This window comes from Ruegeria sp. BB5, from assembly GCF_056539405.1.
This window is the reverse complement of the sequence record NZ_JBQFUX010000001.1, coordinates 1,049,053-1,065,999: the sequence shown is the minus strand read 5'-3', so window position 1 is coordinate 1,065,999 and position 16,947 is coordinate 1,049,053. Positions and strand designations below refer to the sequence as shown.

Annotated in this window: 14 protein-coding genes and 1 tRNA gene; 11 read left to right on the top strand and 4 right to left on the bottom strand. The window is 58.1% G+C overall.

From position 1 onward, the window contains the following. Positions 1-156 precede the first annotated feature (156 nt). From ACR0DL_RS05290 to ACR0DL_RS05280, 3 genes are all read left to right on the top strand, one after another. Positions 157-1,023 (top strand): YihY/virulence factor BrkB family protein, encoded by an 867-nt coding sequence (locus ACR0DL_RS05290; protein ID WP_480636706.1) that lies wholly within the window; start codon positions 157-159, stop codon positions 1,021-1,023. Next, positions 1,020-2,921, top strand: a complete 1,902-nt coding sequence (locus tag ACR0DL_RS05285) for a multiheme c-type cytochrome (protein WP_480687935.1) — start codon at positions 1,020-1,022, stop codon at positions 2,919-2,921. Before ACR0DL_RS05290 ends, ACR0DL_RS05285 begins: the two co-directional genes overlap by 4 nt. 97 nt (positions 2,922-3,018) lie before the next feature. After that, positions 3,019-3,207, top strand: a complete 189-nt coding sequence (locus tag ACR0DL_RS05280) for a hypothetical protein (protein ID WP_170348776.1) — start codon at positions 3,019-3,021, stop codon at positions 3,205-3,207. Position 3,208: 1 nt separating this feature from the next. Here ACR0DL_RS05280 and ACR0DL_RS05275 read toward each other — a convergent pair whose 3' ends face one another. Continuing rightward, on the bottom strand, positions 3,209-3,925 hold the full coding sequence (locus ACR0DL_RS05275; RefSeq protein ID WP_170358560.1) for an RlmE family RNA methyltransferase: 717 nt from the start codon (positions 3,923-3,925) through the stop codon (positions 3,209-3,211). Continuing rightward, on the bottom strand, positions 3,925-5,037 hold the full coding sequence (locus ACR0DL_RS05270) for a Ppx/GppA phosphatase family protein (RefSeq protein ID WP_170348774.1): 1,113 nt from the start codon (positions 5,035-5,037) through the stop codon (positions 3,925-3,927). The genes ACR0DL_RS05275 and ACR0DL_RS05270 overlap by 1 nt, the downstream gene beginning before the upstream one ends. Positions 5,038-5,278: 241 nt before the next feature. Here ACR0DL_RS05270 and ACR0DL_RS05265 point away from each other — a divergent pair, with 241 nt between their 5' ends. The 5 genes from ACR0DL_RS05265 to ACR0DL_RS05245 all read left to right on the top strand — a co-directional run bounded on the left by ACR0DL_RS05265 (position 5,279) and on the right by ACR0DL_RS05245 (position 8,699). Beyond that, positions 5,279-5,575, top strand: coding sequence for a virulence factor (locus ACR0DL_RS05265; RefSeq protein WP_170324990.1), 297 nt, complete (start codon positions 5,279-5,281; stop codon positions 5,573-5,575). A gap of 26 nt (positions 5,576-5,601) precedes the next feature. Next, positions 5,602-6,528, top strand: a complete 927-nt coding sequence (locus tag ACR0DL_RS05260; protein WP_480661870.1) for a methylenetetrahydrofolate reductase — start codon at positions 5,602-5,604, stop codon at positions 6,526-6,528. Between the two features lie 9 nt (positions 6,529-6,537). Next, positions 6,538-7,602, top strand: coding sequence for a methyltetrahydrofolate cobalamin methyltransferase (locus ACR0DL_RS05255; RefSeq protein WP_170348771.1), 1,065 nt, complete (start codon positions 6,538-6,540; stop codon positions 7,600-7,602). 130 nt (positions 7,603-7,732) lie between these two features. Then, positions 7,733-8,560, top strand: a complete 828-nt coding sequence (locus ACR0DL_RS05250; RefSeq protein WP_170358554.1) for a polyphosphate kinase 2 family protein — start codon at positions 7,733-7,735, stop codon at positions 8,558-8,560. Positions 8,561-8,625: 65 nt separating this feature from the next. Next, a tRNA-Gly gene (locus ACR0DL_RS05245) sits at positions 8,626-8,699 on the top strand. A gap of 1 nt (position 8,700) precedes the next feature. On the opposite strand, the gene ACR0DL_RS05240 is transcribed toward ACR0DL_RS05245, so the two are convergent. Next, the gene (locus ACR0DL_RS05240) at positions 8,701-9,558 is read right to left on the bottom strand and encodes a class I SAM-dependent methyltransferase (RefSeq protein ID WP_480687933.1); all 858 of its coding nucleotides are present in this window, start codon (positions 9,556-9,558) and stop codon (positions 8,701-8,703) included. 24 nt (positions 9,559-9,582) lie between these two features. Continuing rightward, positions 9,583-11,628 (bottom strand): ASKHA domain-containing protein, encoded by a 2,046-nt coding sequence (locus ACR0DL_RS05235; RefSeq protein WP_480687931.1) that lies wholly within the window; start codon positions 11,626-11,628, stop codon positions 9,583-9,585. 217 nt (positions 11,629-11,845) lie between these two features. On the opposite strand from ACR0DL_RS05235, the gene guaB reads away from it, so the two are divergent. The 3 genes from guaB to ACR0DL_RS05220 all read left to right on the top strand — a co-directional run bounded on the left by guaB (position 11,846) and on the right by ACR0DL_RS05220 (position 16,943). After that, positions 11,846-13,294, top strand: a complete 1,449-nt coding sequence (gene guaB / locus ACR0DL_RS05230; protein ID WP_480687929.1) for an IMP dehydrogenase — start codon at positions 11,846-11,848, stop codon at positions 13,292-13,294. 95 nt (positions 13,295-13,389) lie between these two features. Beyond that, positions 13,390-14,547 carry an RsmB/NOP family class I SAM-dependent RNA methyltransferase gene (locus ACR0DL_RS05225; protein WP_480687927.1) on the top strand — a complete coding sequence of 386 codons (1,158 nt, stop codon included), beginning with the start codon at positions 13,390-13,392 and terminating at the stop codon, positions 14,545-14,547. A 104-nt stretch (positions 14,548-14,651) separates the two neighbouring features. Then, the gene (locus tag ACR0DL_RS05220; protein WP_480687925.1) at positions 14,652-16,943 is read left to right on the top strand and encodes an ATP-binding protein; all 2,292 of its coding nucleotides are present in this window, start codon (positions 14,652-14,654) and stop codon (positions 16,941-16,943) included. Positions 16,944-16,947: the final 4 nt, after the last annotated feature.

Below are 16,947 nucleotides of genomic sequence, written 5' to 3'. Positions count from 1 at the left end.
AGCTTGGCCTGTCTCGGGAACTGTCCTTAGCGCGTATAGCGATCCTGCACAGCAGAGCCGGATTATGCAATGCGTCCAAACCTTTGTCTGAGATTATTTGGGTAGTTCGCGGGATTGCCGGTTCTTTGGGTGCCACAGGCAGGTTAGGCTTTGGGAATGAACGCGCGTGTGATTCCTTATTTGAGCCGACCGGTTCGGGCACTTTGGGTGGCTATTGTCCGCTTTGACGCCAAGAACGGCTTCGTCATGAGCAGCCATGTCGCCATGTCTCTAATGTTGGCGCTTTTTCCGTTTGCCCTGTTTACCGTGGCTTTGGCAGGTTCACTGTCACAGGATTACGTCACCGACGAATTGATCGAGCTGATTTTTGGTGCCTGGCCAAAAGATGTGGCCGGGCCGATTGTGGCTGAACTGCGCTCGGTCCTGACGGAATCTGGTTCAGGGGTAATCACTTTGGGCGGTTTGCTGGCGGTGTTTTTTGCCTCAAACGGGGTATTGGCCGTGCGCAAGGCCATGAATCAGGCCTATCACGACCACGACAGCTGGCCGTTTTGGAAAACGCGGCTGTTGTGTCTGGGGCTGGTGATTGTTGGTGGTCTTACAATCATGATCATAGCGGCGGTCGAAGTGGTTCTGCCAGTCTATACGCAGTTGGTGTCCGAGAAGACGGATGTGAACGTGTCCGATTGGTTGTCGGTGGATCGTCTGCGCTGGACTTTCACGGTAGCCGTTCCCGCAGGTGTTGTTGTCCTGGCACATCTGGTCTTGCCAACGGGACGGCACAAGCTGCGCCAGATTCTGCCGGGCGTTGTGCTGACGCTTGCCCTTTGGGCTGCAGGAGGTTGGGGGTTTTCGGTTTATATCGCGCAGTTCGCCTCGTACAGCGCCACCTACGCAGGTCTGGCCGGGGCGATGGCCGCGCTGATCTTTCTGTATCTGTGTGCCGCGATGCTGATCCTGGGTGCCGAATATAACGGGGCGTTGATGGATATGCAGGATGAGCTGGACGGGCAAGCGGCATGAGGGCGGCAGTATTCCTTTTCGGGGTGCTGGCACCGGTTTACGCATTTGCTCAATCGCCCGAGTATGTCGGCTCGGACCAATGTATCGCGTGCCACAAGGCTGAGGCCGAGGCCTGGTCTGCATCCCATCACGCTTTGGCCTGGACCAAGGTAGAAGACGGGCACGTCGCGGCTGATTTTGACGGAACGCGGTTTGATCATGACGACATGTCTGTCGAGTTCAGCCAGACAGGCGATATGGTGCAAGCCCGTGTGACCGAAAAGGATGGCACTACAACCCTTTACGATCTGCATTCGGTGGTCGGTATTGAACCGTTGCAGCAATACCTGTTCGAAACCGAGTCCGGTCGTTTGCAGAGTTTCGATGTGGTTTGGGATACGGACGAACAACGCTGGTATCACCTCTATCCCGATCAGGATCTTCCGCCCGATGATGGGTTGCACTGGACCGGACCATATAAAAATTGGAATGCCCGGTGCGCCGAATGCCACGCAACAGGGTTTGAAAAGAATTACGATGGGCAGACCCGCAATTACAGCTCAGTTCAGGCTGAGATTGGGGTCGGGTGCGAGGCCTGCCATGGCCCATCCTCGGCCCATATCGACTGGACGCAAGGAGAAAGCATCAGCGCTGATCTGAGCGCGTTTGGGTTCACCATGGATTGGGGAAAAGGCCAGACTGAGGCGGAAATCCAGCAATGCGCCGGTTGTCATTCCCGGCGTGAAGCACACGGCGATGGAAACCCGGTGCCGGGAACGCCCTATCATGACGCTTACAACCTGTCGGTGCTACGCCCAGGCCTCTATCGCCCTGACGGCCAGATTTTGGACGAGGTCTATGTCTACGGTTCATTCCTGCAGTCCAAGATGTATGCGCAGGGCGTCGGTTGTATGAATTGCCACGACCCGCACAGCGCCGAGCTGAAGGCCGAGGGAAATGGCGTGTGTACCCAGTGCCATTCCCCGGCGGGAAATCCAGTTTTCCCGACCCTGACGGCCAAAGATTACGATACACCGGCGCATCATCATCACCCGGACGACAGCGCAGGCGCCCAGTGCGTATCCTGTCATATGATCGAGCGGGTATATATGGGTGTCGATTGGCGACGCGATCACAGCTTTCGCATCCCGCGCCCTGATCTGGGGTTGGGGCAGGACGCCTGTACCGATTGCCACCAATCCGAAGATCAAGCCTGGGCCGCGGGACAAATCCAAGGGTGGTTTCCTGACTCCACCCAACGTCGTGAGCATTTCGGGACGACGTTTCAGGTGGCTCTGACCGGGCAGGCTGACGGGCCAGAGGCTTTGCTGGAAATAGCGACTGACCCGAACATGGCTGGCATCGTGCGCGCCACGGCGGCGTATCTATTGCAGCCCTTCGCCTCGCCCGAGGTTGCGGCAAAAACGGCACCATTGTTGTCGGACACTAACCCCTTAGTGCGCGCCAACGCAGCACCGTTGCAACGTGAGGCATCGCTGCCAGACCGGGTGGGGCGGTTGGAACCGTTGCTTTCTGACCCGATGCGCAACGTGCGTATTTCGGCAGCCAAAGAGTTCCTGAACATCCCAGCTCAGGCACTGACGCCAGATCAGCAAACACAAGTGGCGCAGAGCATGGCCGAATGGCAGGGTGCAATCGGGAACCGGCTGGATTTCCCTGAAACCCATCTTGTTTTGGGTGGAATGGCGTTGACGTTCCGCAACGCACCTGCGGCTGAGCTAGCCTTTCGCGAAGTTGTCACCCTGGACCCACAGCGCGCCGAGGCCTGGCCAATGTTGGTGCAGTTGGCGCAGATTAATCGTGGGCCACAGGCCGCGCGCACCGTACTGCAAGAGGGGCTAGACATACTGCCCGAAGATCCGGGATTGCTGCAGCTCAAGGCTCAGCTGACCCCGTAATCCGGCATGGCGTGGCCCGGATTTTGCCACGTTCCCGACTAATTATTGGGTTAACCATAGGTCAAGGTAGAAACGCCGCCAGACCCCGAGGTGACCCATGTCTGACAAACCGGTTCACACATCGCAGTTGCAAAATCCTTTGTCCCTGGGCCAGAGGATCGCTGAACTGCAGGCGAGAAAGCCAGAATATATCAACCATGGCGAAGCCCTGCTGTTGCAAAGCACAGCTGCCGCGTCGCTGCGCGAGCAATTCCTGACCGGTGATCGAAGCTGGCTTGATGATTAAGTCAGCCGCGGAATCCCGTGGCGACAACAAATTTCTCGGAACTGTCAGACCGTGACGCAGGGGGTTTTACGTTTGCCACCTTTTCGAACTTTTGCTTCAACAACTTTTGCAGATCGCCCTCGGCCCCCCCGGCCAGAACCTTGGCGACAAACGTGCCGCCCTCTTCCAGCACGTCGAAGGCAAAATAGGCCGCGGTTTCGCACAGGGCCATGATCCGTAGGTGATCGGTTTGCTTATGCCCGGACGACGACGCCGCCATATCGGACATCACGACATCTGCCTTTCCGCCCAGCCATGCTTTGACCTTTTCGTCGGCATCATCTTCCATGAAGTCCAGCACATGCGCCTCGGCACCTGCGACCGGTTCAACCTCTTGTAAGTCGACGCCCAGAACGGTTCCAATCCGTTTGCCAGATCGCTCGCCCAGCGCATTGACGCGTTTAACGGCTACCTGCAGCCAGCCACCGGGCGCACAACCCAGATCGACCACGCGCGCACCGGGAACGAGAAAGCGGAACTTGTCATCCAGTTCCAAAATCTTATAGGCCGCACGTCCGCGATAGCCATCCGCTTGCGCGCGCTTCACATACGGGTCGTTCAACTGCCGCTCAAGCCAACGGGTCGAGCTGAGTTTGCGCCCGCGCGCAGTCTTGACCTTGACCTTCAGGTCGCGCTGTCCGCGGCCCGAGTTGTTTTTGCCACTTGGTGTCTTCGCCATTAGAACGGTCCGTCTTCCAATACACCGTCCGCACTCATCTGCGCATAAAGCAGGCCTTCGCGCAGCCCACGATCCGCCACGGAAAGGCGGTCAGTGGGCCAGCAGCGAAGCAATGCCTGCAAAATGGCTGAGCCGGACATGATCAGGGCCTGCCGGTCATCGCCGATACGCGGATCTCGCCGCCGCCCCAGTGGGCCGAGTTCTAAGTATCCCCGTATGACTTTGTCAATCTGATCGCTGGTCATGCGCAAACCGTCCACTTTGGTCCGGTCATAACGCTTTAGCCCCAGATGCGAGGCGGCCACGGTCGTTACCGTGCCGCTAGTACCGACAATCTGAAACCCTTCGCGAGCCTGTTCGTCCTTGTAGGGGGCAAAATCGGCTAGGTTTTCTTCAAAAAACCAGCTCATCAGCGCGAAACGAGCCGAGTCGTCTTCGACATCATTGAACTGGTCACGCAGAGTGGCCACCCCCAACGGAACGCTGATCCAATCCACCACTTTTGCTGCCGGGAAAGGGCTATCGGCTGTATGAAACCCGTGGTGCAGCCGCATAATCGCCGCCGGACGATCCCGACGCGGTACGGAAGAGACGTCGATCCACACCAACTCGGTCGAACCGCCGCCGATATCTACGACCAATAGCTGTTCGGTCTTGGTCGACACTAGCGGCGCGCACGAGATCACGGCCAGGCGGGCCTCTTCCTCGGGCTGGATGATTTCCAGATTCAGGCCAGTCTCGCGTTTTACCTGCCGGATGAAGTCGCGAGAATTCTTGGCGCGCCGACAGGCCTCGGTCGCGACGAGGCGCATCCGTTTGACCTTGTTTCGCTTCAGTTTCTGCTGACAGATGCGCAGTGCCTGAATGGTGCGCGCCATCGACGACCGAGACAGCCGTCCGGTCCGTTCCAGCCCCGCGCCCAATTGCACGGATTTGGAAAAGCTGTCTACCACATGAAACCCGCTACCCTTTGGTTGGGCTATCAACATGCGGCAGCTATTTGTTCCCAGATCCAGCGCCGCATATAACGCATCTGGATCGGGTCTTGCCGGCGCGGGGCTTTCGACCGCCTTGGGGAACGCGCCCGCACCTTTGGGACGCTTGGGCGCCATCTTCAACGCCCTCCGATTTTCGAGTTACCCCGACCATAGGTCGGCCAAATGTTTCGTGCAAGACGCTCATTAAAGTGATGAGTATTTTGATGTGCGCATTTGCGCGAGAATTGAGTACAAGCGCCGTATCCTGTGGGGGACAAAAACGTCGTTTGAAAGACTGCTTGTGTCGAAAATCGACCGACTTTGACCCATATAGAAGTCTAGAACCGATCCATCTGGTTAGGAGGAATCAACGGCAATGCCTGACGTCACCATCGTATACTGGCGCGATATTCCCGCCCAAGTCATCGTCGGCAAAGGCCGTCGTGGCGCAAAGCGGCAGTTGGAGGAGCGGTTCGAACAAGCCATCGACCGGGCTGCGATGAAAGTGAACGCCAAGGACAGCGATGCCTATCTGGCCGAGTGGCGCAAGGCCGAACCCTTTGCTGTCGAGGGCGACCCGTCCGAGATTGCCGAGGCCGAGGCCGTGCGTTTGGAAACGGAATACGATCAGGACCGCATCAAGGCTCTGATCGCCAATGACGGTTGGGCATGAGCCCAAAATCTATATGGGAGGCCGCAATGGCTTTGCTGAACTTCAAGAAACGTGATGCGGTCGAAAACGGCCCTGTGAATCCGACCGTCGAAGCCTTTTTGCAAGGCTATTCGATCGAGGTGATGCCGCGCACCGCCGAAAAGGTCGAAGATTTCCGCGCGCTGTTGCCCGAAGGCACCCGCGTCTACATCGCCCATATTGAGGGCACACCCATCGAAGATATGGTCAAGACCGCCAAGCGGATCGCCGACGAAGGTTATCCCGTGATGCCCCATTTCCCGGCGCGGATCATCAAGGATGCGGCCACGTTGGAAAACTGGATCTCGATGTATCAGGGCGAAGCGGGCGTTGATCAAGCGCTGTTGCTGGCCGGTGGTGTCGCCAATCCGCACGGTGATTTCGACAGCTCGATGCAACTGCTGGAATCCGGCCTGTTCGACAAGGCAGGCTTCAAGCGTCTGCACGTGGCGGGCCACCCCGAGGGCAACAAGGACATCGACCCGGACGGCTCGACCAAGAATGTCGACGACGCGCTGCGTTGGAAGCAGAAATTCTCGGAAACCACCGATGCGGAAATGGCTCTGGCAACCCAGTTTGCTTTCGATGCTAAGCCGATCATCGCATGGGCCGACAGCCTGAAAGAAGCGGGCATCGATCTGCCGATCCATATCGGCATCGCGGGCCCGGCCAAGCTGCAGACCTTGATCAAATTCGCCATCGCCTGCGGTGTTGGCCCGTCGCTGAAGGTTCTGCAAAAACGCGCTATGGATGTCTCGAAGCTCTTGCTGCCGTATGAACCGACCGATGTTGTGACTGAGCTGGCCAACCACAAAGCGACCAACCCGGATTTCAACATCACCAACGTACACTTCTTCCCGCTTGGTGGCATCAAGACCAACGCCAACTGGGCGATCAATAACGGCGGCGCTTCGGCAAAGCCTGCAAACGCTTAAGGAACGGACATGACCCGTACAGTCGTAGAATCAAAAACAAAAACAGCCGTCCTGGGATTTGACGAACCGTTTTGCGTCATCGGTGAGCGGATCAACCCGACCGGTCGTAAAAAGCTGGCTGCAGAGCTGGAAGCGGGCGATTTCTCAACCGTTGAGAAAGACGCCATCGCACAGGTCGCCGCAGGGGCCACCGTGTTGGATATCAACGCAGGCGTTGTCTACAACTCGAACCCCAACCCGAACGAGACCGAGCCGCCGCTGATGCGCAAGATTGTCGAGCTGGTACAGGGGCTGGTCGATGTGCCGCTGTGCGTTGACTCCTCAGTTCCCGGCGCTTTGGAAGCGGGTTTGGAAGCCGCGGAAGGTCGTCCACTGCTGAACTCGGTCACCGGCGAAGAAGAGCGGTTGGAAATGGTTCTGCCGCTGGTCAAAAAGTACAACGTTCCAGTCGTTGCGATCTCGAACGACGACACCGGTATTTCAGAAGATCCCGATGTGCGGTTCGAGGTTGCCAAAAAGATCGTCGAGCGTGCCGCTGATTTCGGCATCCCGGCCCATGATATCGTCGTTGACCCGCTGGTTATGCCCATCGGTGCGATGGCAACCGCAGGCCAGCAGGTGTTCGCTCTGGTCCGTCGCCTGCGCGAGGAACTGGGCGTGAACACCACTTGCGGTGCGTCCAACATCTCGTTCGGTCTGCCGAACCGTCACGGCATCAATAACGCGTTCCTGCCGATGGCAATGGGCGCTGGCATGACCTCGGCGATTATGAACCCGGTCGCCTTGCCGGTGACGCAGAAAAAGATTGCCGAGAAGAAAGAGGCCGTCACAGCCGCTGGCATCATCCTGCCCGAAGGCATGGATGACGAGGCTTTCGTCCAGATGTTTGGCCTGGGTTCGACCAAGCCGCGCGCTGGCAAGGAAATGGAGGCCATTCGTGCCGCCAACCTGCTGACCAATAACGACCCGCATGGCGGGGAGTGGATCAGGTTCAACAAAGCGCCGGACGAAGCTGGGGCCGCAGGCGCTGCTGGTGGCCGTCGCGGTGGTGGTCGTCGTCGCCGCGCGTCCTGAACCGGACACTATATACAGTGAAAAGGCTGGGCCTCGCGCCCAGCCTTTTTCGTTCTTGATACCAATCAAGGCTAAGGCGAGGGTGGCGGGTCAGACTGACTGGGACAGATGACGAAGGACCAGCGCAATCATGACCCGACATCACCCCCCAAAGCTCGCCGACGCGGACTTGAACCTGAAATTGGGCAAGCAGAGCTATTTCAAGAAATTGGCCGAGTTGCAGGCGCAGTTGGCGCTGATCCAACAGGCGTTTCTGTTTCACGGAACCAAGGGCGTGCTGGTCTTTGAAGGATGGGATGCGGCAGGCAAGGGCGGCACGATCCGACGGATCAGTCAGGCTCTGGATCCACGCAGTTTCAAAGTGTGGCCAATTGGGGCGCCCCGGAACTATTACCTGAACCGTCACTACCTGTTGCGGTTTTGGGAGAGGTTGCCACCTCAAGGCGCGATCTCTGCCTTTGATCGCAGTTGGTATGGCCGGGTGCTGGTCGAACGGATCGAGAAGTTCACCCCGGAAGAGCGCTGGCGCGCAGCCTATCGCGAGATCAACGATTTTGAACGCATGCTGGTGGATGACGGCACCCGCATCGTAAAGCTGTTCTTTCACATTTCTCAGCAAGAACAGATGGAGCGGTTCACCGAACGCCTACGCAACCCGATGAAGCGGTGGAAACTGACCTATGAGGACTTTCGCAACCGCGAACGATGGGCCGAAGCAGAAGTTGCCGTAGATGAAATGTTGGCCCGTACCTCAACCGATGTCGCGCCATGGTGTGTGATCCCTGCCAACAACAAGAAATATGCAAGAATCAAAGCTATGCAGGCAATTGTTGACGCGTTTTCGAAAGATATCGACCTGAACCCGCAGCATCTGGATCAGCGCACGCTGGATGCGGCATGCGAGGCGCTGGATGTGGATCAATCCCTGATCGACGACCTGCGTGCCCGGACCGAGTAAAATGGGAGATGAGATGGAAAGACGCTTGCGGTTAATCAATCGCCGGTGCTATTCAGCGCCACACGGCGGGTATGATGTAATGGTAGCCTGTCAGCTTCCCAAGCTGAACGCGCGGGTTCGATTCCCGCTACCCGCTCCAATTACTCAGATTTTTGCGCCTGAAACAGGTTGATCAAAGCCGGGATTTCGACCGTGTTTTCAGACGCATACGGTTGAAATGCCTTTGTAATTCCTTGCTGGATATTCAATACGTCCTCGGAATCCCCTTCAAAATAGGCGATCAGACGGGCCGCCGGACCGATACGTGTACACAAGGTTGCGCAATCCTCGATCGTTCCGCGAATGCGCAGTAAGACAGGTACTTGTTCGACACGAATATCGGTCAGGCCAGCCTGGTCCAGTAGGCCAGAGACCCGTTCGTGGTCATGAAAGGCCAATGGGCCGGGGGCGTTTCGATCCATTACAGGTGGGTTGCCCAGTCGGGCACATGCGATGCTATGCGGTGTCTTGAACCAGGGATTTCCGTCTAATGGTCCCCAGGCGGCAAAGGTCATCTGACCACCCGGCTTCAACGCACGTGCCATGTTGGCAAAGGCAGCGACCGTGTCTTCAAAAAACATCACCCCAAAACGCGAGATCATTGCGTCGCGGTCTGCCTCGACAAACCGGTGGGTCTGGGCATCGGCATGTTGGAGGTCGATGTTTAACAACCCTTTTTCGATGGCGCGTTGCCCCGCGCGGTCCAGAAATGGCTGCGAGAAGTCCGCCGCCAGTACGTGACCGTTTTCGCCTACGAACTCTGCCGCCCTGACGCTGCTTGCACCGGTGCCGCAGCCGATATCCAGCACCCGCATGCCGGGTTGCAGCCCGGCTCGGTCTAGGACCAGATCAAGAACCGGGGCCAACATCTCATCCATCTGCTCTTCAAAGGTGAGCCAATTGGCGCCAGAGGGAGAATTGCTCCAGAACTCGGCCTGTTCTTCGTTCGCAGCTTGCATGATCGCCTCCCTCAGGTGACGCGACTATGACCGGCGACGGCGACGACGACCAGACTTTTCCTCGGCCCCGCCACCCGAGTTGAACGACGGTGAGGGCAGAGTGACCACCTGCGCAAGTTCCGGGAACGGATCGGTTTTGTGCGGGATGGCGTTTGCGGCGACGAAATGATCCTGGAACTTGGGTTCGATCGCGGTTTCAACCTTGGTGATCTCGCGCACGACGCGCTCGATTTCCGACCGGGCGGTGATGTTACACAGCGCAATCCGCGCACCGGTGCCCGCCGCATTGCCCGCGCTTGAGACCTTGTCCAGCGGCGCGTCGGGGATCATGCCCAGAACCATCGCGTGTTTGGTCGAAATATGCGCACCGAAAGCTCCGGCCAGTACCACGCGATCCACTTTATCGACCTCCATGACATCCATCAGAAGGCGCGCACCGGCATAAAGCGCAGATTTGGCCAGCTGGATGGCACGGATATCGCCTTGGGTCACGGTTATGCGCGGGCCGCCCTCGGCGCTGGCGTCATGGATCAGGTAGGCATGGGTGCGGCCTTCGGGCACGCAGCGCGTGGTGCCAGTTTGCTCGGCTGACCCGATTAGACCGCTTTCATCCAGCAACCCGGCGATGCGCATTTCAGCGACCGCCTCGATGATGCCCGAACCACAGATGCCGGTGATACCGGTGGTGGCAACGTCCTGATCGAAGCCATCTTCGTCAGACCATTTCTCGGAACCAATAATGCGGAAGCGGGGTTCCTTGGTAACGGGGTCGATCTCGATCCTTTCAATGGCTCCGGGGGCGGCCCTTTGGCCGGAACTGATCTGCGCGCCCTCGAATGCAGGACCCGTGGGCGAGGAACAAGCCAGAACGCGGCTGGTGTTGCCCAGCAGAATTTCGGCGTTGGTGCCGACATCGACGATCAGAACGAGGTCTTCGGATTTTCCGGGCTCCTCGGACAGGGCAACGGCGGCACAGTCGGCGCCGACATGACCTGCGATGCAGGGCAGGATATAGACCTGCGCGCGTGGGTTCATTTTCGTCAGGTCCATCTCACGCGCGGGCAGGGACATGCTTTCCGACGTGGCCAGAGCAAACGGCGCCTGACCAAGTTCAACCGGGTCCAGCCCCAGCAGTAGATGGTGCATGACCGGGTTGCAGACGAATACGGTTTCGACGATCAGGTCGGCATCAATCCCAGCTTCATCCGCAATCGAGGTGGACAGGTCATTGATCGCCTCGCGCACGGCTTTTGTCATTTCCTGATCGCCGCCGGGGTTCATCATCGAATATGACACGCGGCTCATCAGATCTTCGCCAAAGCGGATCTGTGGATTCATCAGGCCCGATGATGCCTTGACCTCACCTGTTTCCAGATCGGTCAGGTGGGCCGCAATGGTGGTTGAGCCAAGGTCAATAGCCAGCCCATACAACCCGCTTTCATGGAGGCCGGGCCAGATTTCAACGACCTTCGCGACCGAATCCTTGTGCCCTTTGTGAACAGCAACGGTAACTTCCCATTTACCTTTGCGCAGAACCGGCTGCAGCTTGGACATCAGCGACAGATCGGCTGTGACGGCATCGATGTGCCACTGTTCGCGCAAGGCACGCTCCAGCCGCTCCAGATCGCCGGTGGGTGAGTGCATATCGGGCTCTTCCACCACCACAAAATACAGCCGGGTTGCCGGGTCCATGGTGATGGCGCGCGCGGTGGCAGCCTTGCGGACGACCTGCCGGTGTACCTGGCTTTCAGGTGGTACGTCGATCACGATGTCGCCCTGAACCGTCGCCTGACAGCCCAGACGGCGACCGGTTTTCAACCCGCGCTTGTCGTCGTAACGCTGTTCGACCGCGTTCCATTCGCTCAGCGCGTCGTCGGATACAGTCACGCCGTGCTTGGGAAACTCTCCATAGCTGGGCGTGATCTGGCATTTCGAACAGATCCCGCGCCCGCCACAGACCGAATCCAGGTCGACGCCCAACTGCCGGGCAGCGGTCAGAACCGGGGTGCCGACGGGGAAATGCCCGCGTTTGCCCGAGGGGGTAAAGACAACAAGGGGATCGGTGGTCATATCTGGCCTGCCTTTTTGTATTCGCGCGTTTGCCGGCAAGATATGGGTTTGTGCGCAAAGGGAAAGGGCATTCCGCGGCACGTTTTGGATAATGAACGTCGTTTTTTACTGTGGTAGCGGCTTGCGGGGGAAAACTAGTTTAGGTCAGGGGCTTTTCCTTGGGATGAATCCATGTAATAGGGTCACCGCCAAACGGGCTTTTGCATGAGGTTAGCAGATGCAGATTCGTGAGGCACTTACCTTTGACGACGTACTCTTGGTTCCGGGGGCATCGACTGTGCTGCCTGCGACGGCGGACACGACCACGCGCGTGACCCGTGAGATTACCATGAACATCCCGCTGCTCAGCTCGGCCATGGATACGGTGACCGAGGCGCGCATGGCCATTGCCATGGCGCAGGCCGGTGGCATTGGCGTTATTCATAAGAACCTGACAACCGAAGAACAGGCCCGCGAAGTGCGGCGGGTCAAGCGGTTTGAATCCGGCATTGTGTATAATCCGGTGACCCTGAGCGCGGATCAGACGCTGGCAGATGCGCAGGCGCTGGTGCAGCGTTACAACTTTACCGGTTTTCCGGTGATTGATGACCAAGGTCGCGTCGTTGGTATCGTGACAAACCGTGACATGCGTTTTGCGACCTCGGATGATACGCCGATCAAGGCGATGATGACCTCGGAAAATCTGGCGATGCTGAAAGAGCCCGCCGATCTGGAAGAGGCCAAAAGCCTGATGCGAGCCCGTCGGATCGAAAAGCTGCTGGTGGTCGATGGCGAGGGCAAGCTGACCGGCCTGCTGACGTTGAAGGACACCGAACAAGCGGTGCTGAATCCAACGGCCTGCAAGGACCGCCTGGGCCGTTTGCGTGTGGCTGCGGCGACCTCGGTCGGGGATGCCGGGTTTGAACGGTCTGAGCAACTGGTGGATTCCGGTGTCGACATCATCGTGGTCGATACCGCGCATGGTCATTCCCAAGGCGTTCTGGACGCGGTGAAGCGTGTCAAGACGCTGTCAAATGAGGTTCAGATCATTGCGGGTAACGTGGCAACGGGTGAAGCGACCAAGGCACTTATCGATGCCGGCGCGGATGCGATCAAGGTTGGTATCGGGCCTGGGTCGATCTGTACGACGAGGATGGTTGCGGGGGTCGGGGTGCCTCAGCTGACAGCGATCATGGATTGCGCTTCGGCCGCCGGAGATGTTCCGGTGATTGCGGATGGTGGCATCAAATTCTCGGGCGATTTCGCCAAGGCGATTGCGGCGGGCGCATCCTGTGCGATGGTCGGCTCGATGATCGCGGGCACCGATGAAAGCCCGGGAGAAGTGATCCTGTATCAGGGCCGTTCATTCAAATCCTATCGCGGCATGGGCAGCCTGGGCGCGATGGCGCGCGGCTCGGCAGATCGGTATTTCCAGAAGGATGCGGCCAACGACAAACTGGTGCCCGAAGGGATCGAAGGGCAGGTGCCTTACAAAGGGTCGGCCAGCGCGGTGGTCCACCAATTGGTTGGCGGTTTGCGCGCGGCGATGGGCTATACCGGTTGTGCGACAGTTGAAGAAATGCGCAAGAACTGCAATTTCGTCAAAATCACTGGTGCAGGCCTGAAAGAAAGCCACGTACATGACGTGCAGATCACCCGTGAAAGCCCGAACTACCGGGTAATGTAATTGCATCCAATGCGTAATGCGGCGTCCGGATCAGGGCGCCGTTTTGCATTTTCAGCGCATCTTTACGCGCCAAGACAACAGCATCGGAAAACACTATGACCCCGGCCGCTCGTATTCAGGCATCGATTGAGATCCTTGACCAGATTCTGTCGGGTATGCCCGTCGAGAAGTCTCTGACCAACTGGGCGCGACGCAGCCGGTTTGCCGGGTCCAAGGATCGTGCTGCGGTTCGTGATCATGTGTTTGATGCATTGCGGTGTCAGCGGTCCTATGCGGCGCTGGGTGGTGCTGACACTGGCCGAGGTTTGATGATCGGTGCGCTTCGCGCCTCTGGCGAACGGCCGGAGGATTTGTTCACAGGCGCCCGTCACGCGCCCGCGGTTTTATCTGAGTGTGAGGTCGGGCGTGATTTTCGTTCGGATGCCGAGTCTTTGGACATTCCCGAATGGCTCTGGCCCAGATTTCAGTCCTCGCTGGGGGATCAGGCGGTTGCCGTCGCGCGGGCGCTGCAACACCGCGCGCCGGTGCATCTGCGGGTTAATCTGGTCAAAACGGATGTAGCGTTCGCAAGCAAATCGCTAGCGGCTGAAGACATAACAGCCGCCCCGCATCCAACTTGCGAAACAGCCTTGGAAGTAACCCAGGGCGCGCGCAAGATCGCCCAAAGCCGGACCTATGCAACGGGGTTGGTCGAACTTCAGGATGCCGCCAGTCAGGCCGTTGCGGCCGCTTTGAATCTGCGCCCGGGGATGCGGGTTTTAGACTATTGCGCAGGTGGGGGTGGTAAGTCGTTGGCCCTGGCCGCGCATCAGGGGGTCGAGGTATTTGCCCATGATGTAAACGCAGGCCGGATGCGCGACCTGCCTGCGCGCGCGGAACGTGCGGGGGTGCGGATTCAGATTGTGTCCACGGATCAACTCGAACAGCAAAAGCCGTTTGATGTCATTCTCGCGGATGCGCCATGTTCGGGCAGCGGGTCGTGGCGACGTGCGCCTGCGGGCAAGTGGGCGCTAACCGAAAGTCGCTTGCAGGAGCTTACCGGAATTCAATCGACCATTCTGGATAAGTTATCGACAATGGTCGCGCCGGGCGGTGTCTTGGCCTATGCGACGTGTTCTATGTTGGAGGATGAAAACGGCGCTGTCGTCGCCTCCTTTCTGCGCGCCAATCCAGAGTGGTCCGAGGCATTTCGCAAAACGTGGCTTGTTTCGCACGGAGCTGATGGTTTCTTCACTGCACACTTGACGCGATAGTGCGTCAGGGCATAGCAACTTTAGGGAGAGTATCCGGTTTCGCTTAATCGGACATTAACCTTATTTGGGCTGACTACGCCAAAGCCCATCGACTTGAGTTGTTTATGACTGACACTACGGAAGTATTCGCCGATCCGTCTGACCACAAAACCCCATCCGGCCTGCGACTTGCCTCTTTGGTTGTCATCGGTGCGCTTCTAAGCCTGACGCCGGTTTTAGGGCTGTTGCCCGATGTTTGGCATACAGGCTTCATGGTTGCGGGCGTATCCCTTCTGGCCGCTTCGTTTCTGGTGGTTCTTCGGGGGAAGATCACGGACTATTTGGCGCAGCAGGCGGTGAAAACCATGGCCGTTTTTGCAGAGCAAGATCTGTTTCCCTGCGTGATTGCGAATGCCCAAGGCGAAATTCTGGCCGCCAACCCCGAGGCACGCGCGCAGTTTCAGGCCTTTCCAGGCAGTCGGTTAGAGCAATGCCTGAAATCCCTGTTCGCGAACCCTCCGGCTATTTTGCTTCGACTGCAGTCATCGGCTGAAATTTATGGCAAAGCCCGCGAAGACATTGTGACCGTAGGGTCAACGATCCCGGTTTCAGTGTTCAACGTTGGTCAGGGTCGGTTTTGCTGGCGTTTTCATCTGGATACGCCAGGACAGTGGGACGAGGTCAACATCCCGGTCCTGACCGAGGGGCGCAACGGCACTTTGCTGCGGGTGAATGATGCAGCGGCGCATATGCTGGGGCAGAGGCCGGACGCGTTGAACAAAGTGCTCACGAGCGATTCTCTTACGCAGGGTGAAATTGTACAGGTTCAGACAACAAGGGGTGCGGTTTCAGCCATTGTATGCGAACTCGGCTGGTCCGGCACTGTGCGAAACCTGCTTGTGTTGCCTGTGGCGCAGGACCGGCAAGCCAGCAGTGGTACATCCTTTGCCGATTTGCCAGTGCCGATCATGCGCCTTGCCCCCGATGGTCGTATTCTCGAGGCGAACCGGCAGGCGGTAAAGTTGATCGGTGATATCGAGCCCGACGAAACCAATGTCGATCAGATCATGCAAGGGCTGGGGCATCCAATCTTGGATTGGTTGGGGCGGACCGCCGCACAAGAACCCACGATGCGGTCCGAGTTTCTGCGCCTGACCCGCCAGGACAAAGAGATTTTTGTTCAGGTCACCTTAAACCGTGTGGTAAACAACGGGCAGGTCTGCCTGATTGCGGTGTTGAATGACGCTACTGAACTCAAAACGCTTGAGGCACAGTTCGTGCAGGGTCAGAAAATGCAGGCGGTGGGCCAGTTGGCCGGTGGCGTTGCCCATGATTTCAACAATTTGCTGACAGCCATTTCCGGGCATTGCGACCTGCTGCTTTTGCGGCACGACCAAAATGACCCGAACTACGGCGATCTGGTTCAGATCAACCAGAATGCCAACAGGGCTGCGGCTCTCGTCAGTCAGCTGCTGGCGTTTTCGCGCAAACAAACTTTGCAGCCCGAGGTGCTGGACCTGCGCGATACGATCTCGGATCTGATCCACCTGCTGAACCGATTGGTGGGCGAAAAAGTGCGTCTGATACTCAGCCATGATCCGGTTCTGAAACCCGTCCGGGCGGACAAAAGACAGCTAGAGCAGGTGCTGATGAACCTAGTTGTGAACGCGCGCGACGCCATGCCGGATGGCGGCGAGATTCGGATTGAGACCGAGGTGGTCGTGCTGAGCCAACCCTTCACACGCGACCGTGCCACGGTTCAGCCGGGGGAATACGTGACCGTCAAGGTAATCGACAGCGGCACTGGTATCCCGGCAGACAAGCTGCAAAAGGTATTTGAGCCGTTCTATACGACCAAGCGCACTGGCGAAGGTACGGGGTTGGGCTTGTCCACGGTCTATGGAATCGTCAAGCAAACGGGCGGGTTCATTTTTGTCGACAGCCTTCCGGGACATGGAACTGAATTCATTGTCTACCTTCCGGTGTCCGCGGCGCCTCAGGAAGTTCAGCAAGAGTCGTTGCCCGCGGTCGAAATGCAAAGCGCTCGGCAGGGTGAGGGTGTTGTGCTGTTGGTTGAAGACGAGGCCCCGGTGCGTGCCTTTGCAACACGCGCATTAAGGTTGAAGGGCTATACCGTTCTTGAGGCCGGGTCGGCAGAAGAGGCACTGCGCTTGCTTGAGGACGGAGCGTTGAATGTCGATGTTTTTGTCACCGATGTGGTCATGCCCGGGATGGATGGGCCAACCTGGGTGCGTCAGGCGCTGAAAACGCGCCCGGATGTACGGGTGATCTTCATGTCTGGCTATACCGAAGGGGCCTTTAGTGATTCAGGGCCGGAAATCGCGCATTCGGCCTTCTTGCCGAAACCATTCTCATTGAATGAGCTGACCGAAGCGGTGTTTCAACAGATTAACTGACCAA